The sequence below is a fragment of the Streptomyces sp. NBC_00683 genome, assembly GCF_036226745.1.
In the GTDB taxonomy this organism is placed as follows: Bacteria; Actinomycetota; Actinomycetes; order Streptomycetales; family Streptomycetaceae; genus Streptomyces.
Window position 1 is genome coordinate 1,670,669 of record NZ_CP109013.1, and the last position, 25,403, is coordinate 1,696,071.

Genomic DNA, 25,403 nt, shown 5'->3' on the forward strand with positions numbered 1-25,403 from the left:
TCATCGATGACCGAACGTCAGAAGGACCGCCCGTGGCTCATGCGGACGTACGCCGGTCACTCGACCGCCGAAGCGTCCAACGAGCTCTACCGGCGCAACCTCGCCAAGGGCCAGACGGGTCTGTCGGTCGCCTTCGATCTGCCGACGCAGACCGGATACGACCCCGACCACATCCTCGCCCGCGGCGAGGTGGGCCGGGTGGGCGTGCCCGTCTCGCACCTCGGTGACATGCGGCGTCTGTTCCAGGACATCCCCCTGGAGCAGATGAACACCTCGATGACGATCAACGCCACCGCGATGTGGCTGCTGGCGCTCTACCAGGTGGTCGCGGAGGAGCAGGGCGCCGACCCCGACAAGCTCCAGGGAACGACGCAGAACGACATCGTCAAGGAGTACCTCTCGCGCGGGACGCACGTCTTCCCGCCGGTCCCCTCGCTGCGGCTGACCACCGACATGATCACGTACACGGTCAACCGCATCCCGAAGTGGAACCCGATCAACATCTGCAGCTACCACCTGCAGGAGGCGGGAGCCACTCCGGTCCAGGAGATCGCGTACGCCATGTCGACGGCCATCGCGGTCCTCGACGCGGTGCGCGACTCCGGACAGGTGCCCGAGGAGAAGTTCGGCGAAGTCGTCGCCCGTATCTCCTTCTTCGTGAACGCGGGCGTCCGCTTCATCGAGGAGATGTGCAAGATGCGCGCCTTCGGCCGCATCTGGGACCGGGTCACCCGCGAGCGGTACGGCATCGTGAACGCCAAGCAGCGGCGCTTCCGCTACGGCGTGCAGGTCAACTCCCTCGGGCTGACCGAGGCGCAGCCGGAGAACAACGTGCAGCGCATCGTCCTGGAGATGCTGGCTGTCACGCTCTCCAAGGACGCCCGCGCCCGCGCCGTGCAGCTGCCCGCCTGGAACGAGGCACTGGGGCTGCCGCGCCCCTGGGACCAGCAGTGGTCGCTGCGCATCCAGCAGGTCCTCGCCCATGAGAGCGATCTGCTGGAGTACGAGGACATCTTCGCCGGGTCGCACGTCATCGAGGCCAAGGTGGACGAGCTGGTCACCGAGTCGCTCGCCGAGATCGACAGGATCCAGCAGATGGGCGGCGCGATGGCCGCCGTCGAGTCCGGCTACCTCAAGTCGGAGCTCGTCTCCTCGCACGCCGCGCGGCGGGCACGGATCGAGGGCGGCGACGAGAAGATCGTCGGCGTCAACATCTACGAGACGACGGAACCGAACCCGCTGACCGCCGATCTGGACGCGGCGATCATGACGGTGGACCCCGCCAACGAGGCCCGGGTCGTCGCGGCCCTGCACGAGTGGCGCGACAACCGTGACGAGGCCCGTGCCTCCGAGGCGCTCGCCGCGCTCAAGAAGGCCGCGGCCGGCACCGAGAACATGATGGAAGCGACCGTGGAGTGCGCCCGCGCGGGCGTCACCACCGGCGAGTGGTCCTGGGCGCTGCGGGACGTCTTCGGCGAGTTCCGGGCGCCGACGGGTGTCTCGTCCGCGCCGGTCGCCGTCACCGCCGAGGCCGGCACCCCGCTCGCCCTGGTCCGTGAGAAGGTCGCGCGCACCGCCGACGACCTGGGCGTGGGCCGGCTGCGCCTGCTGGTGGGCAAGCCGGGCCTGGACGGACACTCCAACGGCGCCGAGCAGATCGCCGTACGGGCCCGTGACGCGGGCTTCGAGGTGGTCTACCAGGGCATCCGGCTCACGCCGGAGCAGATCGTCTCGGCCGCCGTCGCGGAGGACGTGCACTGCGTCGGCCTGTCGATCCTGTCGGGCTCGCACGCCGAACTGGTGCCGGACGTACTGACCCGGCTGCGCGAGGCGGGCGCGACCGACATCCCGGTGATCGCGGGCGGCATCATTCCGCCCGCCGACGCCGCCGCACTGATCGGGGCCGGCGTCGCCGCCGTCTTCACCCCGAAGGACTTCGGTATCACGGAGATCATCGGCCGTATCGTCGACGAGATCCGGAAAGCCAACAAGCTCGACCCTCTGGAGGTCCCCGCATGACCACGCCCAGCCCGTCGCCCGCCACCACCCCGATTTCGGGCGGCTCCGCCGCGCACCCCTTGAACCGCCTGCGTCCGCGCCGCTCCTGCCTGGCCGTGCCGGGTTCGAACCCGCGGTTCCTGGAGAAGGCCCAGGGCCTTCCCGCCGACCAGGTCTTCCTGGACCTGGAGGACGCCTGCGCGCCGCTCGCCAAGGAAGGCGCCCGTCACCACATCGTCGACGCGCTCAACAACGGCGACTGGACGGGCAAGACCCGGGTCGTGCGCGTCAACGACTGGACGACGCACTGGACGTACCGCGACGTCATCACGGTCGTCGAGGGCGCGGGCCCGAACCTCGACTGCATCATGCTGCCGAAGGTCCAGGACGCCCAGCAGGTCGTCGCGCTGGACCTGCTGCTGACCCAGATCGAGAAGACGATGGGCTTCGAGGTCGGGAAGATCGGCATCGAGGCGCAGATCGAGAACGCCAAGGGCCTGGTGAACATCGACGACATCGCCGCCGCCTCGCCCCGCCTGGAGACACTGATCTTCGGCCCGGCCGACTTCATGGCCTCGATCAACATGAAGACCCTGGTCGTCGGCCAGCAGCCGCCCGGCTACCCGGCGGACGCGTACCACTACATCCTGATGCGCATCCTGATGGCGGCCCGTACGCACGACCTCCAGGCGATCGACGGCCCGTTCCTGCAGATCCGCGACGTGGACGCGTACCGCGAGGTCGCGGGCCGTGCCGCGGCGCTGGGCTTCGACGGCAAGTGGGTACTGCACCCCGGCCAGGTCGACGCGGCCAACGAGGTGTTCTCGCCCTCGCAGGAGGACTACGACCACGCCGAGCTCATCCTCGACGCGTACGACTGGTGCACCTCGGAGGAGGGCGGCAAGAAGGGCTCGGCGATGCTCGGCGACGAGATGATCGACGAGGCCAGCCGCAAGATGGCGCTGGTGATCGCCGGCAAGGGACGCGCGGCCGGCATGCAGCGCACCTCCAAGTTCGAAGCCCCGGAGGCCTGATCATGCAGTTCGGACGCACATACGAGGAGTTCGAGGTCGGTGCTGTCTACAAGCACTGGCCCGGAAAGACGGTCACGGAATACGACGACCACCTCTTCTGTCTGCTGACCATGAATCACCACCCGCTGCACATGGACAGCAACTACGCCGAGAAGACGACGGATTTCGGAAAGAACGTCGTCGTCGGCAATTACATCTACTCGCTGCTGCTCGGCATGTCGGTGCCGGACGTGTCCGGCAAGGCGATCGCCAATCTGGAGGTCGAGTCGCTGAAGCACGTCGCGCCGACCTTCCACGGCGACACGATCTACGGCGAGACGACCGTGCTCGACAAGACGCCGTCGAGGTCCAAGAGCGACCGCGGCATCGTCTACGTCGAGACAAAGGGCTACAAGCAGGACGGCACGCTGGTCTGCGTGTTCCGCCGCAAGGTGATGGTCCCCACCGAGACGTACATCAAGGAGCGGGGCGGCGAGCAGCCCGGCCGCCCGGAGCTGGTCCAGCCGCCGCAGAAGAACGTGGAGAAGTAGCCATGAGCCGACTCGCGCAGACCGCCGGTCTGACCGATATCCAGCAGGAAATCCTCTCCACGGTCCGGGATTTCGTCGACAAGGAGATCATTCCTGTCGCGACCCAGCTGGAGCACCGCGACGAGTACCCGACGGAAATCGTCGAAGGACTCAAGGAACTCGGCCTGTTCGGGCTGATGATTCCCGAGGAGTACGGCGGTCTGGGCGAGTCACTGCTCACCTACGCGCTGTGCGTCGAGGAGATCGCCCGCGGCTGGATGAGCGTGTCGGGCATCATCAACACGCACTTCATCGTGGCGTACATGCTCAAGCAGCACGGCACGCAGGAGCAGAAGGACACCTTCCTGCCGCGGATGGCACTGGGCGAGGTGCGGGGCGCCTTCTCGATGTCCGAGCCGGCACTGGGCTCCGATGTCTCCGCGATCACGTCCAAGGGCGTCAGGGACGGCGACGAGTACGTTCTGAACGGCCAGAAGATGTGGCTGACGAACGGCGGAACGTCCACTTTGGTGGCCGTGCTGTGCAAGAGTGACGAAGGACACCCCGAGGGCACCGCCCCCCACAAGTCGATGACGACCTTCCTCGTGGAGAAGGAGGCGGGCTTCGGTGAGGTCCGCCCCGGTCTCACCATCCCGGGGAAGATCGACAAGATGGGCTACAAGGGCGTCGACACGACCGAGCTCATCATGGACGGACTGCGCATTCCGGCCAATCGCGTACTGGGCGGCACCACCGGCCGAGGTTTTTACCAAATGATGGACGGCGTCGAAGTCGGCCGCGTGAATGTCGCCGCACGTGGCTGCGGCGTCGCACAGCGTGCATTCGAACTGGGCGTTTCGTACGCCCAGCAGCGCCATACCTTCGGAAAGCCGATCGCCCAGCACCAGGCGATCCAGTTCAAACTGGCTGAAATGGCCACCAAGGTCGAAGCAGCTCATGCGATGATGGTGAATGCAGCGCGCAAAAAGGACTCCGGGGAGCGAAACGACCTGGAGGCAGGGATGGCGAAGTACCTCGCCTCCGAGTACTGCAAGGAAGTCGTCGAGGACGCCTTCCGTATCCACGGCGGCTACGGCTTCTCCAAGGAGTACGAGATCGAGCGCCTCTACCGTGAGGCACCGATGCTGCTGATCGGTGAAGGTACCGCCGAGATCCAGAAAATGATCATCGGTCGCCGGCTCCTCGAGGAGTACCGGTTCCAGGGCTGATTGTCCCCTTCAGGGTGATTTGGTGGCGAAGAACATCACACCGAGTCACCCTCGTCCGGAGCCTTTCAGCTGTCCGACTCGGCTGCTGGCTTGCCCAGTTGCCGCTCGCACCCGATAGCATCGCCGGAAAGCCGCCGTCCCCCCGTTGCCAGCGCGGCATCATCCGCTACGAAGGTCATCCATGCCCGACAGCCAAAACTCTGCACCACGCGGCGGGGTCCGCCTTGCGCGCGGAGCATCGCCGTGGCTCCTCCCGACCGTCGCCACCGCGGCACTCAGCCTCACCCGGGCCCGCAGGTCCGGGCGCTGGGCCGCTGTGGCCGTGCCCACCACCGCGCTCGCGGCGGGCATGCTGTGGTTCTTCCGTGACCCCGAGCGCGAGATCACCCAGGGCCGCGTCATCTCGCCGGCCGACGGTGTGGTGCAGAGCATCATGCCGTGGAAGGACGGGCGCACCCGCGTCGCGATCTTCATGAGCCCGCTGAACGTCCACGTCAACCGGGCCCCCCTGGCCGGCACCGTGACGTCGGTCGAGCACATCCCGGGTGGGTTCGTCCCGGCGTTCAACAAGGAGAGCGAGAACAACGAGCGCGTTGTCTGGCACTTCGACACCGAGCTCGGCGACATCGAGATGGTGCAGATCGCGGGAGCGGTCGCCCGTCGCATCGTCCCCTACATCCCGCAGGGTACGAAGGTGGAGCAGGGCGAACGCATCGGTCTGATCCGGTTCGGCTCGCGCGTCGACATCTACCTTCCGGAAGGTATCGATGTCGCGGTCGAGGTCGGACAGGCCACCACCGCGGGGGTGACTCGAATTGACCGTGATTGATCCTGATACACAGGCCGGCTGGGTACCGGAGGCCGAGGAGGATGCCGACGCCGAGGACATGCCGCTCTCGATGCGGCTGTCGATAGCGGACACCCTCACCCTCGGTAACGCCACGTGCGGATTCATGGCGGTGTACTTCACCACCACGGGAATCCTCATCCCGCACCTCACCGGCAGCGACGAGACGGGCATGGCCCGCCACTCCGCCGCCACCGCGGTGATCCTCATGCTCATGGCCGCGGTGTTCGACCTCTTCGACGGGCTCGTGGCACGCAAGCTGCGTTCCTCGCCGATGGGCGCGGAACTGGACAACCTCTCCGACCTGATCAGCTTCGGGCTCGCCCCGGCCTACTTCGTGCTCGTGTACGGGATGGTCGCGGACGACGCGCACCAGCGGGTGTCGGCGCTCGCGGCGATCGTGGTGCTGCTCGCGGTGGTGCTCCGGCTTGCGAGATTCTCCTGCGTGACGCTGAAGGACGGCATGTTCCAGGGCATGCCGAGCCCCTTCGGTGCACTCACGGTCGTCTCGATCGTGCTCCTGGAGCTGCCCTTCGTGCCGACGCTGCTCGCGATCGTCGGAGTGGCGTGGCTGATGGTCAGCCGGGTCGAGTACCCCAAACCGCGGGGTGTCCTCGCGGTGGCGATGCTCGGCTGGATCGTGGCCGCGATGGGCCTGCTCGCCGCATGGGCGTTCGACGCCCCCGGCGGCCAGCTGCTCCTGCAGACCGGCTGCGCGCTGCAGGTCGTGCTGGGTGCGGTGATCCCGCTCTTCGCCACGGCGCGGCGGGTGAACACCTTCCGCGACAACCGGCGCGAGGCACGGGCGGCTCAGCTCCCGTAGCGCACGGCACAGACAGTCACGAGGGCCCGGATGCTCCCCGGCATCCGGGCCTTCGTGCGTCCGGGTACACCACGATGTCCTCAAGGCCCAGTGGGCGTATTGTCCATATATGCCGTATTCGGTAGTGGGTGCCCCGCCGCTCGTCACGGTGAGGGGTTGAAGCGTGCAGGACCAAGCCGCCTCCGTCGCCGCCACGGGTTCCTGGACCGAGCTTCTGGACGGCCCCGTGGCCCGTGTCGTCGAGGAGGCCGGCGCGTCCGTGGCCATGCTGTACCTGCTGCCGAGGAACGAGACCACGCTGCGCCTGACGGTGCTGGCCGGAGCGCCGGGCCAGCTGGCCATTCCCTGGAACCGGGTCACGCTGTCCGCACCGATGCCGGTGTCCGACGCCATGCGCCACCGGTGTCTGATCTGGCTCGGCAGCCAGGAGGAGCTGGCGCGCCGCTATCCGCGCCCCGCCCTGGTGCTGCCCTACCGGTTCTCGCTGGCCGCCGCACCGATCCGTACGGGAGACACCGACTGGGGCGGGCTGGTCCTGCTGTGGCCCGGCTCGCACCCCCCTCAGCTGGCGCCCCGGGAACGTGATGCCGTGGTCAGGGGCTGCCGCAACATCGGCATGCTCATGCAGCAGTCCGAGAGCAGCGGCTACCCGGTGCTGCCGGGCGCACAGCCGCGGGTGCTGCCCCCGCCGGAGCCGCCGGTCCCGGAGCCGGCCGAGGGCTCTGCAGCGATGGAGTTCGTCCGGCGGCTGCCCGGGGGCAGCTGCGCGCTGAAGCTGGACGGGACCGTCAGCTTCCTCACCCCCGCGGCCGCGGAGCTGCTCGGGACCCGTCCTGAGGACGTCCTGGGCACCCTGCCGTGGGTGTCGCTCCCCTGGATGGACAATCCCGCCATCGAGGACCACTACCGGGCCGCGGTCATCAGCCGCCAGCAGACGTCCTTCACCGCTCTGCGCCCACCTGACCGGTGGCTCTCCTTCCACCTCTTCCCGAACGCCACGGGCATCAGCGTCCGCATCCTTCCCGCCGTCAAACCCGATTCGGCGGACTCCCCGCTGCCGCAGGCCGCGCCGACGCCCGAGACGCCCAGCCGGGCCACCGCCCTCTATCACCTGATGCACCTCGCCGCGACCCTCACCGAGGCTGTCGGTACGCGCGATGTGATCGAGCTGGCCGGCGACCAGCTCATGCCCGCCTTCCGGATCCACTCCCTCGTCGTGCTGACCTCGGACCAGGGACGGCTGCGGATCGAGGGTGGCCGCGGCAGTCGTGCCGCGCTCGTGGACGGCTTCGACGGTGTGCCGCTGTCCGCCGACAACCCCGCCGCGCACGTGCTGACCACGGGCGTCCCCGCCTTCTTCACCACCACGGGGGAGCTGAAGCGCGCCTACCCGGCACTCGTCCTGCGCGAGACGGTCGCAGCCTGCGCCTTTCTCCCCCTGGTCGTCTCCGGGCAGCCCATCGGCTCACTGGTGCTCTCCTACGACCGGCCCCACGAATTCCCGCCCGAGGAACGCGCCCTGCTCACGTCCATCGCCGGCCTGCTCGCCCAGGCGCTCGACCGCGCACGCCTCTACGACACCAAGGACAGGCTCGCGCACAGCCTGCAGGCACACCTCCTCCCCCACACCCTGCCCCGCATCCCCGGACTGGACGTCGCAGCCCGCTACCTCCCGGCAGCCCGCGGCACGGGCATCGGCGGCGACTTCTACGACCTGATCCGGCTGGACGACACGACGGCCGCGGCAGCCATCGGTGACGTGCAGGGCCACAACGTGAACGCCGCCGCTCTCATGGGACAGGTCCGTACAGCCGTGCACGCCTCCGCCGGAGCGCCGCCCGACGAAGTGCTCGCACGCACCAACCGGCTGCTCACCGATCTCGATCCCGGCCTGTTCACGAGCTGTCTGTACGTCCATCTCGACCTCGCCGGGCACCGTGCGGTCCTGGCCACCGCCGGCCACCCCTCGCCGCTCCTGAGGCAGCCGGACGGACAGACCGAGATGCTCAACCTGCCGCCCGGCCTCCTGCTGGGCATCGATCCGGCGTCCCACTACCCGACGACCGAGATCCCGCTGCCGCCGGGTGCGACGCTCGCCCTGTTCACGGACGGACTCGTGGAAGCTCCGGGGGTGGACTTCGACGACGCGACGGCCGAGCTCGCCGAACACTTCGCCCTGGCCCTCGACCAGGACATGGACGACGTCGCCGACACGCTCGTGCGGTACGCCGAGCGGTACACACCCGGCACCGACGACATCGCCCTGCTCCTCATCAACGCCCTGGGGACGGACGCTCCACCGCGGCCATAGCGTCGGCCTGCCCGTATCCGGAGGGCATGGTGTCTGTCCTTCGTGGTGGGGGGTGGGCCGTGGGTGTCCCGGGGTGCCGAGGCGGTGGGGTTTCATCGACACCCCAGGACGGTCAACGGGTGGTGCGGTGAGCCCTGTTCGGTTTCAGCCGCCGTACAGGTCGCCCAGGCTGATGCCGGTGGTGGCGGTCGCGCCGCCGAGCCTGACCTGGTGGTCGAGGCTGACGAACTTGCCGCCCGACTGCCAGAGCGCCGGCTTGAGCAGGGCGTACTTGGCTTCGTCCCACGTCGTCCAGTCGTGGTTCAGCAGCCCGCCCGTGTCACCGGAGTTGGGGTTGAGGCACCAGAAGGTCTGGTGGATCCCGTTCTCGACGATGAGGTCGCGCAGTGCCGTCATCCACTTCTGGTTCGGGCCGTTGTCGAGGAAGCCGCCCCATTCGCCGATGAGCAGGGGTGCGGTGCCGGTCTTGTGCACGAAGAGCCAGTTCGGGTCCCAGACGTCGCGCTCCAGGGTCGTGCGGCTCCATTCGCCCTGGAACCAGGGCTGTTGGTAGACCAGCGGCCCGTAGTCGTGCGGCGAGTAGACGAGCTGGTCCTGCTGGGCACCCAGGTCGACCGGGTGGTCCTGGACGCCCCGCAGGTTCCCGCCCCACCACATGTTGTGGTAGTCGGTCGCGGAGGTGGAGGACCAGTTGGCGCCGTCCTTGGGATAGATCTCGATGCCCTCGCACAGGACGAGGACGTCGGGGTTGATCGCGAGGATGCGCCTGCCCGCGGTCTCGCAGGTGTACTTGAAGTTGTCCTGGTCGGTGGAGCTGTCCCACTTCGCCCGCGGGCTGTCGGACTGCTTGCCGTGCGGCTCGTTCTTGATGTCCATCGCCACGAGGGTGTCGTTGGTGCGGTAGCGGGCGGTCACCCACTCCCAGGCGGAGTAGAACTGCTCGGTGGTGATCGCCCCCTTCCACCACACGGGGTGCACATGGCCGGAGTTGTCGGCCTCCGCGCTGTGCACGTCGAGCATCACCTTGATGCCGTACTTCTCCGACAGGGCGAGGAAGGCGTCGAACACCTGGAGGGTCGTTCTGTCCTTGAGCTCCGGGTTCGCCCAGGTGTTGACCGCGCTGGAGACAGCGGCCCGGCCGTCCTTCCACTCCAGCAGGAGCCGGGTGGAGATCGGCACGCGGACGATGTTGATGCCCCGCTCCGCCATCTGCCGGGTGACCGTCTCCAGATTCGCGGACCACAGTCCGTGGAAGACGCGTTCGGTGGCGTTGAAGCCGAACCAGTTGGCGCCGGTCAGCCAGACCCGGTTGCCCTGCTCGTCGACGATCCGGTTGCCCTCGGTGTGCAGCCAGTCCTTGCCGGTGCCGGCAGCGGCCGTCGCGTGCGGGGCGGGGACCGCCGCGGTTGCCGGGGGTGAGCCCGTCGCCGCCTGCGCGGCGACCGGGCCCGACAGCGTCATCAGAACGGCGGTCGCTGTGACGGCTGCGGCGACCGCCGCGCCCAGGCGCTTTCTCATCGATAGCTTCATCCGTCGTTGCCTTTCATGGGGTAAGGCCGGCAGAGGATCATGGGAGCGCTCCCATTCATCTCCCACATGAAGCCAGTGCGTCGCATGTGGTGTCAATGGGCATGTCAATCTTCACTTCCTGAAGGCGCACGGGCAGCCGCCCGACGGTCGCCGGGAAGCCGAACCGGCCCCGAGTGAGCTCAGTATTCACGCATCTGAGTCATTATTTTGAGTTCTGAACACGAAATCTTGCGCAGCAGCGTGGACTTCCTTGCGGAGATGCTCCTAGCCTGTGGGGCGTCCGCAGAGCCCCCACGAGCCGCAAGGACGACCTACACGTGACCTCACCACCTGGACGACGCCTGCTCAGGCGCTCCCTGTCCGCATCCCTCTCCCTGGCCCTCGCCGCCGTCGGCACCGCTGCCGCCGTCGTGATGGCCGGCGCACCGTCCGCCCAGGCCGCCGGTGTCCCCGCACCGTCGCCCGTCGGGATACCCGGCCGGGGCGCCACCGTTCCTTTCACGGAACAGGAAGCCGAGTACGCCGCCACCAACGGCGCGCTCATCGGCCCCGACCGGCTGTACGGTTCGCTGCCCTCGGAGGCATCGGGCCGGCAGGCCGTCACGCTCGACTCGGCGGGTGAGTACGTGGAGTTCACCCTCACGGCCCCCGCGAACGCGATGTCCTTCCGCTACTCACTGCCGGACAACTCCGCCGGGACGGGCCGGGACGCCTCGATCGACGTACGGGTGAACGGCTCCTCGCTCAAGAGCGTGCCGGTGACCTCGAAGTACGGCTGGTACTACGGCGGTTACCCCTTCAACAACAACCCGGGCGACACCAACCCGCACCACTTCTACGACGAGACCCGCACCATGTTCGGGTCCACGCTGGCCGCCGGTACGAAGGTCCGGCTCCAGGTGACCTCCACCGCGGCCTCCCCCTCCTTCACGATCGACCTGGCGGACTTCGAGCAGGTCGGCGCGCCGATCGGCAAGCCCTCCGGCGCCCTGGACGTGGTGGGTGACTTCGGTGCCGACCCGACAGGCAACACCGATTCCACCGCGAAGTTCCAGGCGGCCGTCGACGCGGGCCGCACCCAGGGCAGGGAGGTGTACATCCCGCAGGGAACCTTCCAGGTCAACGACCACATCGTCGTCGACAAGGTGACGCTGCGGGGTGCCGGTCCCTGGTACAGCGTGCTGACCGGACGCCACCCCACGGACCGGAGCAAGGCTGTCGGTGTCTACGGCAAGTACGCCGCCCAGGGCGGCAGCAGCAACGTCACACTAAAGGACTTCGCCATCATCGGCGACATCCGCGAGCGGGTGGACAACGACCAGGTCAACGCCATCGGCGGGGCCATGTCGAACTCGGTCGTCGACAACGTCTGGATGCAGCACACCAAGTGCGGCGCCTGGATGGACGGCCCGATGGACAACTTCACCATCAGGAACAGCCGGATCCTCGACCAGACCGCGGACGGCGTCAACTTCCACTACGGCGTCACGAACTCCACCGTGACGAACACCTTCGTCCGCAACACCGGTGACGACGGCCTGGCCATGTGGGCGGAGAACATCCCGAACGTGAAGAACAAGTTCACGTTCAACACCGTGATCCTGCCGATCCTCGCCAACAACATCGTGACCTACGGCGGCAAGGACATCACGATCTCCGACAACGTCATGTCGGACACCATCACCAACGGCGGCGGACTGCACATCGCCAACCGCTATCCGGGCGTCAACTCCGGTCAGGGCACCGCGGTGTCGGGCACGCACACGGCCGCCCGCAACACCCTGATCCGCACCGGCAACAACGACTTCAACTGGCGCTTCGGCGTCGGTGCGATCTGGTTCAGCGGTCTCAACGAGCCGATCAGCAACGCCACGATCAACATCACCGACAGCGAGATCCTGGACAGTTCCTACGCCGCGATCCACCTGATCGAGGGCGCGTCCAACGGGCTGCACTTCGACAACATCAAGATCGACGGCGCCGGTACGTACGCCCTGCAGATCCAGTCGCCGGGCACCGCCTCGTTCAACAAGGTCGTCGCCACCCACATCGCCCAGTCCAACCCGATCCACAACTGCGTCGGCAGCGGCTTCCAGATCACCCAGGGCAGCGGCAACTCCGGCTGGTACGCGAACCCGCCCGCCTGCACCGGTGTCTGGCCGGACCCGGTGTGGACGAACGGCGGGGTGCCCGGGAGCGGCGGTCCCACGGACCCGCCCGACCCGACCGACCCCCCGGACCCGACGGACCCGCCCGAGGAGACGGGCAACCTCGCCCAGGGACGTACGGTCACCGAGACCAGTCACGTGGACGTGTACGGCGCGGGCAACGCGGTGGACGGCAACGCCAACAGCTACTGGGAGAGCCGTAACAACGCCTTTCCGCAGTCCGTCACCGTGGACCTCGGTGCCGCCAAGGCCGTCAAGCGGCTGGTGCTGAAACTGCCGCCGGCCGCCGCCTGGGCGACCCGCACGCAGACCGTCGGCGTCACGGGCAGCACCGACAACTCCACGTACAACTCGCTCAAGGCTTCGGCGGGTTACACCTTCAACCCGTCGACCGGCAACACCGCGACCATCACCCTGCCGGGGACGTCGACCCGCTACCTGCGGCTGACCTTCACCGGTAACACGGGCTGGCCGGCGGCCCAGCTCTCCGAACTGGAGGCCTACACCAGCTGATTCGACGACGCGATGACGGGCCCGGCCTTCACGGCCGGGCCCGTCATCGCTTTCGGCGGGGGGTCAGGACTTGGACGCGAAGCCCTCCGCGGCCGTCGACACCTCGGCCGGGCGGACCACCTTGAGACCACCGGGGGTCTTGGCATCCGGCTTCATGATGACGGTCTGGTTGGTCGACGGGGCCGCGGGGTCGGTGAAGTCGTGCGAGATCCCGAAGTCGCTGCCGAAGCCCTTGATGGTGAGCAGGGCCTTGTCGACACCCTCGCGGGTCAGGTCCTTGGACTCACAGGCCTTCTTCAGTGCCTCCCCGAAGACGGCCGCCGCGTTGTATCCGGCGACGACTCCGTTGTCGAGGCCGTCCTTCGGGTACTGGGCCTTGTACGCCTTGGAGAGCTTGGACGGGCCGGCCGCCGCGTCGCCGATCGGCAGGGTGGAGGAACCGATGTAGTAGTCCTTCTGCAGGGCCGGGCCCGCCTGGGTCGCCAGGAGCTGCGGCGCGTAGGCCGAGTTGTTGCCCACGACGGGGACGTTGAAGCCCGTGGCGGCGGCGACGCCGACCAGTGAGGCCGCCTGGCGCGGTCCGGCGCTGATCACGATCGCCTTGACGCCCGCCTGCTTCAGCGCGGAGACCTGGGCGGTCATGTCGTTGTCGGTCGGCTTGATCTTCTGCTCGACGACGGTGAGGCCCGCCTCCTTGGCCGCGTACTTGGAGCCGGCCAGGGCGTTCTCGCCGTAGTCGCCCTCGAAGTAGACGTGACCGATCTTATCGCCCTTGGCGACGCGCTTCTCGTCGAGCAGGAAGTCGACCAGGTTGATCGTCTCGACGTCGTACGTGGCGCCGATGACCCGGACGTACTTGGAGCCGAGGAGGTTCGCCGACCAGGCCTGCGGCAGGACGATGCCCTTGTCCTGGCCGTCGATGCGCTGCTCGACGGCGGCGACGAACGGGGAACCGATGAACTGGGCGAAGCCCAGCACGTTCGGCTCCAGCTCCGTGTAGGCCGCGATGGCCTTCTGCGGGTCGTAGCCGTGGTCGCGGACCGTCAGTTCGATCTGCCGGTCGCAGATGCCGCCCGCGGCGTTGGTCTCCTTCACCCACAGCTGCTGGGCCTGGGTGACGCTCTTGCCGAGCGAGGCGTACACCCCCGTCATGTCGGTGAGGGCGCCGAGGGTGATCTTGGAGTCGGTGACCCCTTCGCCGGTCTTCACGCCGCTCTTGTCCGTACCGGCGGCGTCCCCCTTCCCGGCCTTCTCGCTGCACCCGACGAGGGTGAGGGTGAGCGCCGCAAGGACCGCTCCGTACACACGCATTTTCATTTCTTCTCCCCTGGATTCTTCAGACGCGTAAGGCCGCCGGGCAGGAACAGGACCACCGCGACCACCGCGGCGCCGTACAGATAGCGGGACGCCTCACCCGGTGTGAGTCCGCCCGTACCGGGGGCGGACACCAGGGGCAGGGAGTCGCTGTAGTGGGTGAGCACCTGCGGGAGCAGTGACACGAACGCGGCGCCGACGACGGCCCCCGCGACACTGCCGAGCCCGCCGATGACGATCATGGCGAGGTACTCGAGGGACAGGACCATGCCGAAGTACTCGGGCACGGTCCGCTGGAAGACCAGCGCGAGCAGGACACCCGCGAGGCCCGCGTACATCGAGGAGAGGACGAAGACCCCCGCCCGGTACTTGGCCACCGGCACGCCCATCACGCCTGCGGCGATCCGGTGGTCGCGGATGGCGTTGAGCGCCCGGCCGGGCCTGCCGCGCAGCACCCCGCGGGCGAAGAGCCCGCTCAGGGCGAGGGCGAGCAGTCCCACGTACCAGAGCTTCTCGGAGGACTGGAAGGGCACCGCGGCGACGACCACCTCGGTGTCGTCGAAGGTGAACCCGAACAGCGAGAGCGGGGGCACCGCACGGCCGTTGAACCCGCCGGTGAGGGAGCCCGCGTTGAACAGCACGTGCTGGCCGATGAAGATCAGCGCGAGCGTGGCGATACCGAGGTACGCGCCGCGCAGCCGGCCCGCGATCGGGCTGAACAGTCCGCCCACCGCGCCCGCCAGCAGGACGGCGAGGATCGCGGCGAGCCAGGTGGGCAGGCCCAGGCCGGAGAGTTCGTGGCCGTTCTCGGTGCTGCTCTCGCCGGCCAGGATGCAGTAGCTGTACGCCCCCACGGCGAGGAAGAAGGCGTGGCCCATGGAGAGCTGGCCGGTGCTGCCGGTGAGCAGGTTGAGGCCGATCGCCCCGATCGCGGCAGCCATCGCGAAGAGTCCGGCCTGGAGCCAGAAGCGGTCCAGGTAGAACGGGAACACGAGGAGCAGGACGGAGCCGGCGAGCCACAGGTAGGTGCGGGGGTGCCGCAGCCTTCCGGTGAGCGACTTCCCCGGGCCGGGCGGCACGGGGGCCTGGGGGACGCCGGCTTCGGCGGGCGTCCCGGCGTCCTTGACGGTTTCAGACACGGGCCAGCTCCTTCGTACCGAAGAGTCCCGCGGGCCGGATGAGCAGGACGACCACCATCACGAGATAGGGCGCGAGGTCTCCGATGCCGCGTCCCAGGAAGGACAGATCGCTCTGGTAGCCGGTGGCGAGCGACTCGGTGACTCCGACGATGAGCCCTCCGACCAGCGCACCCGTCGTCGAGTCGAGGCCGCCGAGGATCGCGGCCGGGAACGCCTTGAGCGCGGCGAAGGAGGTGGCCCGCTCGAGGCCCGGGGTGGGGAAGACGGTGAGGAAGAGCGCGGCGACCGCGGCGAGTGCCCCGGCCACCGCCCAGGCCGAGAGGGACACCCGGCCGAGCTTGATGCCCATCAGGGCCGCGGTCTGCGGGTTCTCGGCGGCGGCCCGCATCGACACGCCCCACGAGGTGTAGCGGAACGCGAGCAGGAACACCGTGATGAGCAGCCCCGCGACGACGAAGGCCGCGATACGGGTCTCGGCCAGGGTGACACCGCCGATGGTGACGACGTCGTCCCCCCACGGGTCGCCGAGCGACATGACCTCGGTGCCCATCCGCCGGACGAGTTCCGTGGTGATGAGGATGTCGACGCCGATGGTGACGATGGCCAGGACGCTGTGGTCGCTGCCCCGGTAGCGGCGCATCACGAAGAACTCGATGGCGGAGCCGACGACCGCGGCGCCCGCGATCCCGACGCCGAGCGCCGGCCAGAAGCCGATGTCGTCGTGGAGGACGGCGGTGACGTATCCGCCCGCCAGCAGGAGGGAGGCGTGGGCGAAGTTGACGACCTCGGTGGCCTTGAAGATGACGACGAAGCCGAGCGCGATCAGTGCGTAGACCGATCCGATGGAGAGTCCGCCGAGGAGGAGTTCGATGAAGGTGGTCATTCCTGTGTCCCCAAGTAGGCCTGGACGACGGCCGGATCGTTCTGGACCTCGGCGGGGGTGCCGCCCGCGATCCTGCGTCCGAAGTCGAGTACGGTCACGGCGTCCGCGAGCCGCATCACCACGCCCATGTCGTGTTCGACGAGCACGATGGAGATGCCGAGGCTGTCGCGTACGTCCGCGACGACGGCCGCGACGCGACGGCGTTCGTCGGCCGTCATGCCGGCGATGGGCTCGTCGAGCAGCAGCACCTGCGGCTCCATGCAGAGCGCACGGCCGAGCTCCACGAGCTTCTGCTTCCCGTACGGGAGCGCACCGGCGGGCCGCTCCAGCTCCTTGTCCAGGCCGATGAACTCGGCGATCTCGCGGACCCGTTCGCGGTGTCGCCGCGCTTCGCGGGCCGCCGAGGGCAGCCGCAGTCCGCTGGCGAGGAAGCCGGCGCGGGTGAGGCGGTGCCGGCCGAGCAGCAGGCTGTCGGCGACGGTGGCGTGCGGGGGCAGCGCCAGGTTCTGGAAGGTGCGGGCGACTCCGAGTCCGGCGATCTTGTGCGGGGCGAGGCCGGTGAGTTCGGTCGAGCCGAGGTGCACCGTGCCGGAGGTGGCGCGGTAGACGCCGGAGAGCACGTTGAAGGTGGTGGACTTGCCGGCGCCGTTGGGTCCGATGACGGCGTGCACACTGCCGGGTTCGACGGTGAACGAGACCGCGTCGAGGGCGGTGAGTCCGGCGAAGCGTACGGTCACGTCGCGCACGGCGAGTGCGGCCGGGGCGGTGACGGGGGCCGTGGTGGCCGGAGCGGTTGTCACGCGGACCACCTGCTCAGGGTGCGTGAGGGTCCGCCGACGGCCTGCCGCGCGACCTCGGCCGCCTCCTCGTCGACGACGCCCAGATAGCGGCGGCGTACCTCGTCGGAGGCCGCGAGTTCGTCGGCCGGGCCCTCGATGGCGACCTCGCCGACGTCCAGGACGTACGCGGTGGAGGCGAGCCTGAGCGCGATCGCCGCGTTCTGCTCGACGAGCATGACGGAGGTACCGGCCGCGTTGATCTCCTGGATCGTCTCGGCGATCTTGGCCGCCATGAGCGGCGCGAGACCGAGGGACGGCTCGTCGAGCAGGAGCAGGCGGGGCCCGGCCATCAGGGCCCGTCCCATCGCCAGCATCTGCTGCTCCCCGCCGGACAGCAGCCCGGCACGCTGGTGGGCGCGCTGGGCGAGGACGGGGAACAGCTCGTGTACGCGTGAGAGCGCCGCGGTCGTTTCCTTGCGCCCGCCCCGGGCTCCGAGTGCACCGGCCCGCAGGTTGTCCGCCACCGTCATCCGGGCGAACACCTGTCGCCCCTCCGGCACCTGGATCACTCCTGCGGCCACCACCTGGGCGGGGCGCAGCCCGTCCAGGGGCACGCCGTCGAAGCGGATGGTGCCCGTGCCCGTCCCGCGGTGGAAGCCGAGGGTCCGCGACACGGCCCGCAGCAGCGTGGTCTTGCCGGCGCCGTTGCCGCCGAGCACCGCGGTGATCGCGCCGGCCGGCACGTCGACGGAGACGTCGCGCAGTGCCCGTACCGGGCCGTAGCCCACGGACAGTTCGCGGATCTCGAGCGTTGCCATGCGTCCTCCTCCTTCCGACTGGTCGTTGTGGTGCCACAGACCAGCAGGGGGCGGGCCGCGCGTCCACGGTCCGCGGCGCAATCGCTGCGGCTGACCAGCGTTCGAAGGGTGCCGTTGTGCACGCGCACAGAGGCGCGTGATCCGCTGTCGTACGCCTCGCGGCGGGTGGCATCGTCACGAGCCATGAGCGGCCCGGCTGCGGAACGGAGCGATGACATGCAGCGGCGCAGTGACGAACGGGTCCAGGCGCTGCTCGACGCCCTCCTCGAGGACCGGTCCGCACCGGGACTCGCGGCGCGCGCGGCGGCCGGTCTGGGCCTGCCGGAGCAGGGCCGTTACGCGGTGGCGGTGCTGCGGACGGGCGGCGGACCGGACCGTCCGGTCATGGACGCTGACGGGATGACGTTCCTCCGGCGCATGCGGGCCGACTGCGAGATCGTGGTGGTCGCCCTGGGCGAGCGGGGTGCGGACGAACTCACCGCGGTCATGGCGGAGCGGTGTCCGGGTCCGGGCGGGATCAGCCCGGTGGTGGACTCGCTGGCCGAGCTGGGATCGGCACGCCGGCTGGCCGATGTGGCGCTGCTGACCTGTCCCCCGGGCACCGCCGGGATCGTGCGGCTGGAGGAGCGGCTGCCGGCGGCGCTGGTGGTGAGCCGGCCGGAGCTCGCGGCCCGGCTGGTCGCGACTGTCTTCGGCCCGCTGCTGGGTCTGGACCCGGCGGACCGGGACCTGCTGGTGCGGACGCTGGAGGCCTGGCTGGACTGCGGAGGGTCCGCGGGGCGGGCGGCGGGCCTGCTGTACTGCCACCGCAACACCGTGCTGAACCGGTTGCGGCGGCTGGAACAGCTGACGTCGCGGTCGCTGTCACGGCCCCGCGAGCTGATCGAGATCATGCTGGCCCTGGAGGCCTTCCGGCTCTCGGTGGCGGCGCGGGGGTGAGGGGGCGGGTCCGCGGGCCCGCCCCCTCACCCCCGCGCATCACGACGGGACGCTGTGCGTCACGACAGGAAGTCGCGGGCGATCGCCTCGGCCACGCGTTCGAGCAGGGGTCCGGCCTGTGCCATGGAGACCGCCGGGTCGGGTTCGAGTTCCGTCAGGGCGTACGCCCGCCGGATCCCGGCCCCTTCCAGCGCCTCGGGCGGCAGGGCGAGCCGTCCGCACACGGCGACGACCTCCACGCCCGCGGCGCGGGCCGCCGCGGCGACGCCCGCCGGGGCCTTGCCGTGCAGGGTCTGCTCGTCGAGCGATCCCTCGCCGGTGATGACGAGCGTGGCGCGGGCGAGCGCCGGGGCGAAGCCCAGGACGTCGAGCATGACCTCGATGCCGGGCCGGAAGCGCGCCCCCAGCGCGACCAGTGCGCCGTAGCCGATGCCTCCGGCGGCGCCCGCCCCGGGGAGCGCTGCGTGCTCGGGTCCCAGGACGGAGGCGTAGTGGGCGAGCGCCGCGTCGAGGACCGCGATGTCGTCCTCGGTGGCGCCCTTCTGCCGCCCGTACACCTCGGGGGCGCCCTTCGGGCCGGTCAGCGGGTTGTCCACGTCGCTGGCCAGGATCAGGTCGATGTCCGTCAGCCGGGGGTCGAGCCCCGACAGATCGGCCTCGGCCAGTTCGGCGAGCCCGCCGCCGCCGGGGCCGACGGGCTTGCCGTCCGTGTCCAGGAAGCGGGCACCGAGCGCGGCGAGCATGCCTGCGCCGCCGTCCGTGGTGGCGCTGCCGCCGACCCCGAACACGATCGTCCGCGCGCCCGCGTCGAGCGCGGCCCGCAGCAGTTCGCCGGAGCCGTACGTGGTCGCCGTGAGCGGGGCGAACTGCCCCGCCGGGAGGTGCTGAAGGCCCGATGCCTCGGCCATCTCCACCACGGCCGTGGTGCCGCGCACCGCGTACGCCGCGTCGACCGGTGTGCCCAGCGGTCCGGTCACCCGCGCCTCGCGGCGCTCGAATCCGGCGGCCACAGCCGCCGCGACCGTGCCGTCGCCGCCGTCCGCGACGGGCAGGGTCTCGACCTGCACCCCGGGTACGACGCGCCGCAGTCCGGCCGTCACCCGCTCCGCGACCTGTACGGCCGTGAGCGAGCCCTTGAACTTGTCCGCCGCGACGAGCACGCGGGCGGTCTCCATCACTGCTCCGTCCGTCACCTTGCATCCTTTGCTTTCGAACAGGCAGTCGCGCCGCCCCGACCCTATCCGGACCACCCCCTCTCTGCCCATGGCTGTCCAGGACCGTCCGGCCTGCCTTTACGCTGCCACCATGACCTCCACTGACTACGCCACGTACATCGCAGGCCTGCCCCGGGTACTGGCCGCGGCGGCATCGCTCTTCCTCGACGGGCAGGGGCGGGTCCTGCTCGTCGAGCCGAACTATCGCGAAGGCTGGGCGCTGCCCGGCGGCACGGTCGAATCCGATGCGGGCGAGAGCCCGCGGCAGGCCGCGCGCCGGGAGACGGCGGAGGAGATCGGCCTCGACCTGGAGCCGGGCCGGCTGCTCGCGGTCGACTGGACGCGCGGTCCGGCGCGTCCGCCGATAGCCGCGTACCTGTACGACGGTGGTGTCCTGTCGGCGGAGCAGTTCGCGTCGATCCGCATCCAGGAGGAGGAGCTGCTGTCCTGGAAGCTGGTGGACCGCGCCGACCTCGCCGGTCATCTGCCGGGGTCTCTCGGCCGCAGGGTCCTCTCCGCGCTGGAGGTGCGGGACTCAGGGGCGGGCACGGCCGAGCTGGAGGACGGCGAACCGGCAGGCCGGTGACGAAATCTGATCGCGGGCGGTACGGGCCCGTGCGTACGCTCGTGCCATGACTCTCGTCGCGATCCTCAGCGGCGCCGGCATCTCCACGGACTCCGGCATCCCCGACTACCGTGGGCCGCAAGGGCTCTGGCGGAAGGACCCGGAGGCGGAGAAGCTCGTCACCTACGACTTCTACATGTCCGATCCGGAGATCCGGCGCCGCTCCTGGCAGATGCGCCGCACCAGTGCGTCCTGGAAGGCCGAGCCGAACGCGGCCCACCGTGCCGTCGCGGGACTCGAGCGGTCGGGTACAGCGGTGCGGGTCCTCACGCAGAATGTGGACGGACTGCACCAGCTGGCCGGTCTGTCGGCACGCAAGGTAGTCGAGCTCCACGGCACGGCACGCGAGGTCGTCTGTACGCGCTGCCATGCCCGGTCCTCCATGGAGCAGGCGCTGTCCCGGGTCGAAGCCGGTGAGGCGGACCCGCCGTGTGCTGTCTGCGGCGGGATCCTGAAGTCCGCAACGGTCATGTTCGGTGAGCGCCTGGATCCGCGGGTCCTGGCCGAGGCGATGGCGATCACCAAGGCGTGCCAGGTGTTCGTCGCGGTGGGCACGACCCTTCAGGTCCAGCCGGCAGCCTCGCTGGCGGGCATCGCCGTGGAGCACGGCGCCCGGCTCTTCGTGGTGAATGCCGACCCGACCCCGTACGACGAGCTGGCGGAGGAGACGATCCGCGAACCCATCGGGACGGCCCTGCCGGCACTGCTGGAGCGGCTGTCCGCCGGAGAGGGCCCGTAGCCGCCGCCGTCACACTGTGATCGTTTTCGTGCGGCACCCTCCGACGGGGCCTACTCCTTCAGTCCCCCCTGGACCCGGCGCGACGGCTTGAACGTGTACAGGTCCAGGATCTCGGGCGCATCGGCGAGACCGGGTCCGCCGTCCCCCGCCCAGGTCACGATGTCCGCGACGGCGTGCGGATCGTTCACCAGCCCGAGCCAGACCGGCCGGCCACCGGCGCCGCGCCCCTCGGCGGAGGGCTGCACCACGATGACGTTGCCCTGCTCGCAGGCGTCCAGGCACTCCACCGCACGCACGGTGGCGACCCCGTCGAGTGACTGCCGCAGCTGTGCCAGCTGCCCGGCGTGGTCCACGCCGGGGATCTTCGGGGTGCCGCAGCAGCAGCCCCGGCAGACGCTGACGGTGGGCCGGGAAGGTCCCGGCCCGGCGGCGGGCCTGCGGGTACGGCGGCTCATGCGGAGGCACTCCCGGTGGTGGCGCGGCTGATCACCGTAGGACTGTACCGAGCGGCTCCCCCCGAAGGTCCGGGCCCCCGGGTGGGGTAGTGTTGACGGCTGCGAAGGGGAGTAGCCCCGCAAACCGGTCGTCGACACACTGGAGCCCTCGGGTTCCCGGTGGCCGGGCTCGTAGATCCTTACGGGTGGGCGAGACCTTCGGTCAGGTATGACACGCCCGCGTCCTGTGGGCGGTGCCGTCATGCCGGGCCGAGTGGTCCTCCGAGAAGCCCGAGCGGCGCTTCGCGAAAGGCCCGGGGCCCGGCTCGTACAGAAAGCCACCCGGAATGCATCTCGACCTCCTGGCGATCCTCACCGCCTTCGGGCTGATCTTCCTCGCGGAGCTCCCCGACAAGACGATGTTCGCCTCGCTGGCCATGGGCACGCGCATGCGGCCGCTGTACGTCTGGTTCGGTACGTCGTCCGCCTTCGTCGTGCATGTCGCCATCGCGGTCGGCGCGGGCGGTCTGATCGGTCTGCTGCCCGACTGGATCGTCAAGCTGGTCTCGGCCTCCCTCTTCGCCTTCGGCGCGTTCATGCTGCTGCGCAGTGGTGGCGGTGACGAGGACGACGAGGACGAGATCAAGACGGTGACCGGCTTCTGGCCGGTCTACTCGACCGCCTTCATGGCCGTCTTCATCAGCGAGTGGGGCGACCTGACGCAGATCACCACCGCGAACCTCGCCGCGAGCAACGGCGCCTGGTCCACGGCCATCGGTGCGGCCGCCGCCCTCATGTCCGTCTCGGCGCTGGCCCTGCTGGCCGGGCGTTTCATCGCCAAGCGGGTGCCGCTGAAGACCGTGCAGCGCATCGGCGGTGTGTGCATGCTCGGTCTCGCGATCTGGTCGGTCGTCGAGATCTTCACGGGCTGACCGGTCCTTCAGAACAGGGCCTGTACCTCGTCCCCGGTCCCCCGCTCGAAGTCCAGCAGCCGCTGCTTGCGCTCCAGCCCGCCGCCGTACCCCGTGAGGCTCCCCGACGCTCCGACGACCCGGTGGCAGGGGACGATGATCCCGATCGGGTTCTTGCCGTTGGCGAGGCCCACCGCACGGGAGGCGCCGGGCTTGCCGAGGTGTTCGGCCAGTTCGCCGTACGAACAGGTCTCGCCGTACGGAATCTGCTGGAGCCCGGCCCAGACGCTGCGCTGGAACGGGGTGCCGGCCAGGTGCAGCGGCAGGTCGAACGTCCTCAGCTCTCCGGCGAAGTACGCGTCCAGCTGGCGGACCGTCTCGGTGAAGGGCCGCGGGTCCGGTACGCCGAAGGTCTCCTCCGGCGGGCGGTGCCGCTGTCCGGTCATGTACAGGCCGGCCAGGACGCCGTCGGTGGCGACCAGGGTGAGGGCCCCGTACGGGCTGTCGATGACCGTGTGCTGCCGGGTCACCGTGGGTGTGGCGGTCATGGTTCGTCCTTACGCCCTCAGACGGGCAGGTGGTTGATGGGGTGGTCGTCGACGGTCCACAGGTACTGGACGGCGTACGCGCGCCAGGGCCGCCAGTGCGCGGCACGTGCGGTGAGCGCCGCGGGGGTCGCGGGGAGGCCGAGCCGCTCGGCCGCCCGGCGGATGCCGAGGTCGGTGGGGAGGAACGCGTCCGGATCCCCGAGCGCGCGCATGGCGATCACTTCGACGGTCCAGGGGCCGAAGCCCGGCAGGGCGGTCAGCTCGGCCCTGGCCGCATCCCAGTCGGTGCCCTCCCCCAGGTGGAGCGAGCCGTCGGCGAGCGCCCCGACCAGGGTGGTGAGCGTGGTGCGGCGGCTGCGCGGCAGCGCGAGTGACTCGGGATCGAGCCCGGCCAGGGCCTCGGGGGTCGGGAAGAGATGGGTGAGGCCCCCCTCGGGGTCCTCGACGGGCACACCGTGGGCGGTGACCAGGCGGGCCGCGTGGGTGCGGGCGGCGGCCGTGGAGACCTGCTGGCCGAGCACCGCGCGTACGGCGAACTCGGCGGCGTCGACCGTGCGCGGCACACGGCGGCCGGGGGCCGCGTCGACCAGCGGCGCGAGCAGCGGATCGGAGCGCAGCTGGTCGTCCACGGCCACGGGGTCGGCGTCCAGGTCGAGCAGTCTGCGGCACCGGCTGATGGCCTGGGTGAGATCACGCGGATCGGTGAGGGAGAGCCGGCAGGCGATGTGGTCGGGCCGCGGGGTGAGGGCCACGATGCCGTGTCCGTGCGGGAGGGTGAGCGTGCGGCGGTAGGCGCCGTCACGCCATTCCTCGACCCCGGGGACCGCCGTCGCGGCGAGGTGCCCGAAGAGGTTGCTGGGGTTGAGCGGGGCACGGTACGGCAGCCGCAGAGCGATGACTCCGGGGGCCTCGGCCGCCCCGGCCCCGCGTGCCGCACGGGTGCGCAACTCCCCGGGGGCGAGCGCGAAGACCTCGCGGACGGTGTCGTTGAAGGTACGGACGGAGGCGAATCCGGCCGCGAACGCCACCTCGGCCATGGGGAGTCCGGTCGTCTCGATGAGCACCCTCGCGGTCTGGGCACGCTGGGAACGGGCCAGCGCGAGCGGGCCGGCGCCGAGCTCGGCGAGCAGCTGGCGCTCGATCTGCCGGGCCGAGTAGCCGAGCCGCGCGGCGAGACCCGGTACGCCCTCCCGGTCGACCACTCCGTCCTGGATGAGGCGCATGGCGCGGGCCACGGAGTCGGCGCGGGCGTTCCACTGCGGTGAGCCGGGGCTGGTGTCGGGCCGGCATCGCTTGCAGGCCCGGAATCCGGCCTGCTGGCAAGCGGCGGCGCTGGGGTAGAACGTCATGTTGCGGACCTTGGGCGGCACGACGGGACAGCTGGGCCGGCAGTAGATCCGGGTGGTCAGGACGGCGGTGAAGAACCAGCCGTCGAAACGGGCGTCCTTCGACTGTACGGCCCGCACGCAGCGCTCGGTGTCGGTGTGCATGCTTCAAGCATCGGGCATCCACGGCGGCAGGGCTGGCGGAAATCCGACATCAGCCTTGCGCTGCCAGGGCCTCCTCGAACTCGATGTACGCGTGTGCGTCGAACAGCACGAAGCGCACCTCCTCGACGGGCGGAGCCGCCTCGGCCAGCACGGTGCGGACGGCGATGCGGGCGCCGTCGTCCATGGGCCAGCCGAAGATGCCGGTGGACACGGCCGGGAACACCACTGTGCGCGCACCCAACTCCGCTGCCACGCGCAGGGATTCGCGGTAGCAGGAGGCGAGCAGCTCCGACCGGTCCTCGGCGCCGCTCCAGACCGGGCCGACGGTGTGGATGACCCACTTGGCGTCGAGCCGGCCTGCGGTGGTGGCCACGGCCCCGCCGGTCGGCAGCCCCTTTCCGTACTTCGACGCGCGCAGGTCACGGCAGGCGGCCAGGATCTCCGGGCCGCCGCGGCGATGGATCGCACCGTCGACGCCGCCCCCGCCGAGGAGACTCGAATTCGCGGCGTTGACAAGGGCGTCGGCCTTCTGCCGGGTGATGTCGCCGCGGGCCAGGGTGACGGTGACGGCCTCAGATCTGCTCATGCGGACATCATGCCGTTGTCGG

General features: G+C 69.9%; 23 protein-coding genes. 12 read left to right on the forward strand and 11 right to left on the reverse strand.

Annotated elements, in window-relative coordinates:
• Positions 1–6: 6 nt before the first annotated feature.
• The 7 genes from OG257_RS07390 (at position 7) to OG257_RS07420 (ending at position 8,751) form a co-directional block, all read left to right on the forward strand.
• On the forward strand, positions 7–2,019 hold the full coding sequence (locus tag OG257_RS07390; RefSeq protein ID WP_329205841.1) for a protein meaA: 2,013 nt from the start codon (positions 7–9) through the stop codon (positions 2,017–2,019).
• Positions 2,016–3,032 carry an HpcH/HpaI aldolase/citrate lyase family protein gene (locus OG257_RS07395; protein ID WP_329205843.1) on the forward strand — a complete coding sequence of 339 codons (1,017 nt, stop codon included), beginning with the start codon at positions 2,016–2,018 and terminating at the stop codon, positions 3,030–3,032. The genes OG257_RS07390 and OG257_RS07395 overlap by 4 nt, the downstream gene beginning before the upstream one ends.
• A gap of 2 nt (positions 3,033–3,034) precedes the next feature.
• Positions 3,035–3,562 carry a MaoC family dehydratase gene (locus OG257_RS07400; RefSeq protein ID WP_329205844.1) on the forward strand — a complete coding sequence of 176 codons (528 nt, stop codon included), beginning with the start codon at positions 3,035–3,037 and terminating at the stop codon, positions 3,560–3,562.
• Between the two features lie 2 nt (positions 3,563–3,564).
• Positions 3,565–4,770, forward strand: coding sequence for an acyl-CoA dehydrogenase family protein (locus OG257_RS07405; protein ID WP_329205845.1), 1,206 nt, complete (start codon positions 3,565–3,567; stop codon positions 4,768–4,770).
• Between the two features lie 181 nt (positions 4,771–4,951).
• Positions 4,952–5,599, forward strand: a complete 648-nt coding sequence (locus tag OG257_RS07410; protein WP_329205847.1) for a phosphatidylserine decarboxylase — start codon at positions 4,952–4,954, stop codon at positions 5,597–5,599.
• Positions 5,586–6,440, forward strand: coding sequence for a CDP-diacylglycerol--serine O-phosphatidyltransferase (gene pssA / locus OG257_RS07415; protein ID WP_329205848.1), 855 nt, complete (start codon positions 5,586–5,588; stop codon positions 6,438–6,440). The genes OG257_RS07410 and pssA overlap by 14 nt, the downstream gene beginning before the upstream one ends.
• A gap of 163 nt (positions 6,441–6,603) precedes the next feature.
• Positions 6,604–8,751 (forward strand): SpoIIE family protein phosphatase, encoded by a 2,148-nt coding sequence (locus OG257_RS07420; protein WP_329205849.1) that lies wholly within the window; start codon positions 6,604–6,606, stop codon positions 8,749–8,751.
• A gap of 144 nt (positions 8,752–8,895) precedes the next feature.
• On the opposite strand, the gene OG257_RS07425 is transcribed toward OG257_RS07420, so the two are convergent.
• The gene (locus OG257_RS07425; RefSeq protein ID WP_329205850.1) at positions 8,896–10,269 is read right to left on the reverse strand and encodes a glycoside hydrolase family 5 protein; all 1,374 of its coding nucleotides are present in this window, start codon (positions 10,267–10,269) and stop codon (positions 8,896–8,898) included.
• A gap of 329 nt (positions 10,270–10,598) precedes the next feature.
• On the opposite strand from OG257_RS07425, the gene OG257_RS07430 reads away from it, so the two are divergent.
• Complete coding sequence (locus OG257_RS07430) at positions 10,599–12,962, forward strand: discoidin domain-containing protein (protein WP_329205851.1); 2,364 nt, start codon at positions 10,599–10,601, stop codon at positions 12,960–12,962.
• Between the two features lie 63 nt (positions 12,963–13,025).
• Here the strand turns inward: OG257_RS07430 and OG257_RS07435 are convergent, their stop codons facing one another.
• From OG257_RS07435 to OG257_RS07455, 5 genes are read right to left on the reverse strand one after another with little or no spacing between them, the layout of a single operon-like run.
• Positions 13,026–14,279 (reverse strand): ABC transporter substrate-binding protein, encoded by a 1,254-nt coding sequence (locus tag OG257_RS07435; protein WP_329205852.1) that lies wholly within the window; start codon positions 14,277–14,279, stop codon positions 13,026–13,028.
• Entirely contained in the window at positions 14,276–15,415 is a 1,140-nt protein-coding gene (locus OG257_RS07440) for a branched-chain amino acid ABC transporter permease (protein ID WP_443054320.1), read from the reverse strand. The genes OG257_RS07435 and OG257_RS07440 overlap by 4 nt, the downstream gene beginning before the upstream one ends.
• Positions 15,408–16,298, reverse strand: a complete 891-nt coding sequence (locus tag OG257_RS07445) for a branched-chain amino acid ABC transporter permease (RefSeq protein ID WP_329205853.1) — start codon at positions 16,296–16,298, stop codon at positions 15,408–15,410. The genes OG257_RS07440 and OG257_RS07445 overlap by 8 nt, the downstream gene beginning before the upstream one ends.
• On the reverse strand, positions 16,295–17,107 hold the full coding sequence (locus tag OG257_RS07450; RefSeq protein WP_329205854.1) for an ABC transporter ATP-binding protein: 813 nt from the start codon (positions 17,105–17,107) through the stop codon (positions 16,295–16,297). The genes OG257_RS07445 and OG257_RS07450 overlap by 4 nt, the downstream gene beginning before the upstream one ends.
• Positions 17,095–17,895 carry an ABC transporter ATP-binding protein gene (locus OG257_RS07455; protein ID WP_329205855.1) on the reverse strand — a complete coding sequence of 267 codons (801 nt, stop codon included), beginning with the start codon at positions 17,893–17,895 and terminating at the stop codon, positions 17,095–17,097. Before OG257_RS07455 ends, OG257_RS07450 begins: the two co-directional genes overlap by 13 nt.
• A 216-nt stretch (positions 17,896–18,111) precedes the next feature.
• Here OG257_RS07455 and OG257_RS07460 point away from each other — a divergent pair, with 216 nt between their 5' ends.
• Complete coding sequence (locus OG257_RS07460; protein ID WP_329205856.1) at positions 18,112–18,834, forward strand: PucR family transcriptional regulator; 723 nt, start codon at positions 18,112–18,114, stop codon at positions 18,832–18,834.
• Positions 18,835–18,893: 59 nt separating this feature from the next.
• Here OG257_RS07460 and OG257_RS07465 read toward each other — a convergent pair whose 3' ends face one another.
• The gene (locus OG257_RS07465; protein WP_329214960.1) at positions 18,894–20,009 is read right to left on the reverse strand and encodes a glycerate kinase; all 1,116 of its coding nucleotides are present in this window, start codon (positions 20,007–20,009) and stop codon (positions 18,894–18,896) included.
• A 130-nt stretch (positions 20,010–20,139) separates the two neighbouring features.
• On the opposite strand from OG257_RS07465, the gene OG257_RS07470 reads away from it, so the two are divergent.
• Both OG257_RS07470 and OG257_RS07475 read left to right on the forward strand, forming a co-directional pair.
• Positions 20,140–20,634 carry an NUDIX hydrolase gene (locus OG257_RS07470; RefSeq protein WP_329205857.1) on the forward strand — a complete coding sequence of 165 codons (495 nt, stop codon included), beginning with the start codon at positions 20,140–20,142 and terminating at the stop codon, positions 20,632–20,634.
• Between the two features lie 46 nt (positions 20,635–20,680).
• Entirely contained in the window at positions 20,681–21,412 is a 732-nt protein-coding gene (locus OG257_RS07475; protein WP_329205859.1) for an SIR2 family NAD-dependent protein deacylase, read from the forward strand.
• Positions 21,413–21,462: 50 nt separating this feature from the next.
• On the opposite strand, the gene OG257_RS07480 is transcribed toward OG257_RS07475, so the two are convergent.
• Entirely contained in the window at positions 21,463–21,867 is a 405-nt protein-coding gene (locus OG257_RS07480; RefSeq protein ID WP_329205861.1) for a (2Fe-2S) ferredoxin domain-containing protein, read from the reverse strand.
• Positions 21,868–22,193: 326 nt separating this feature from the next.
• Between OG257_RS07480 and OG257_RS07485 the strand changes: the two genes are divergently transcribed.
• Positions 22,194–22,778 carry a TMEM165/GDT1 family protein gene (locus OG257_RS07485; protein WP_329205863.1) on the forward strand — a complete coding sequence of 195 codons (585 nt, stop codon included), beginning with the start codon at positions 22,194–22,196 and terminating at the stop codon, positions 22,776–22,778.
• 8 nt (positions 22,779–22,786) lie between these two features.
• Here the strand turns inward: OG257_RS07485 and OG257_RS07490 are convergent, their stop codons facing one another.
• From OG257_RS07490 to OG257_RS07500, 3 genes are read right to left on the reverse strand one after another with little or no spacing between them, the layout of a single operon-like run.
• Positions 22,787–23,305, reverse strand: a complete 519-nt coding sequence (locus OG257_RS07490) for a methylated-DNA--[protein]-cysteine S-methyltransferase (protein WP_329205865.1) — start codon at positions 23,303–23,305, stop codon at positions 22,787–22,789.
• 17 nt (positions 23,306–23,322) lie between these two features.
• Positions 23,323–24,795 carry an AlkA N-terminal domain-containing protein gene (locus OG257_RS07495; RefSeq protein WP_329205867.1) on the reverse strand — a complete coding sequence of 491 codons (1,473 nt, stop codon included), beginning with the start codon at positions 24,793–24,795 and terminating at the stop codon, positions 23,323–23,325.
• 49 nt (positions 24,796–24,844) lie between these two features.
• On the reverse strand, positions 24,845–25,381 hold the full coding sequence (locus tag OG257_RS07500; protein WP_329205869.1) for an O-acetyl-ADP-ribose deacetylase: 537 nt from the start codon (positions 25,379–25,381) through the stop codon (positions 24,845–24,847).
• Positions 25,382–25,403: the final 22 nt, after the last annotated feature.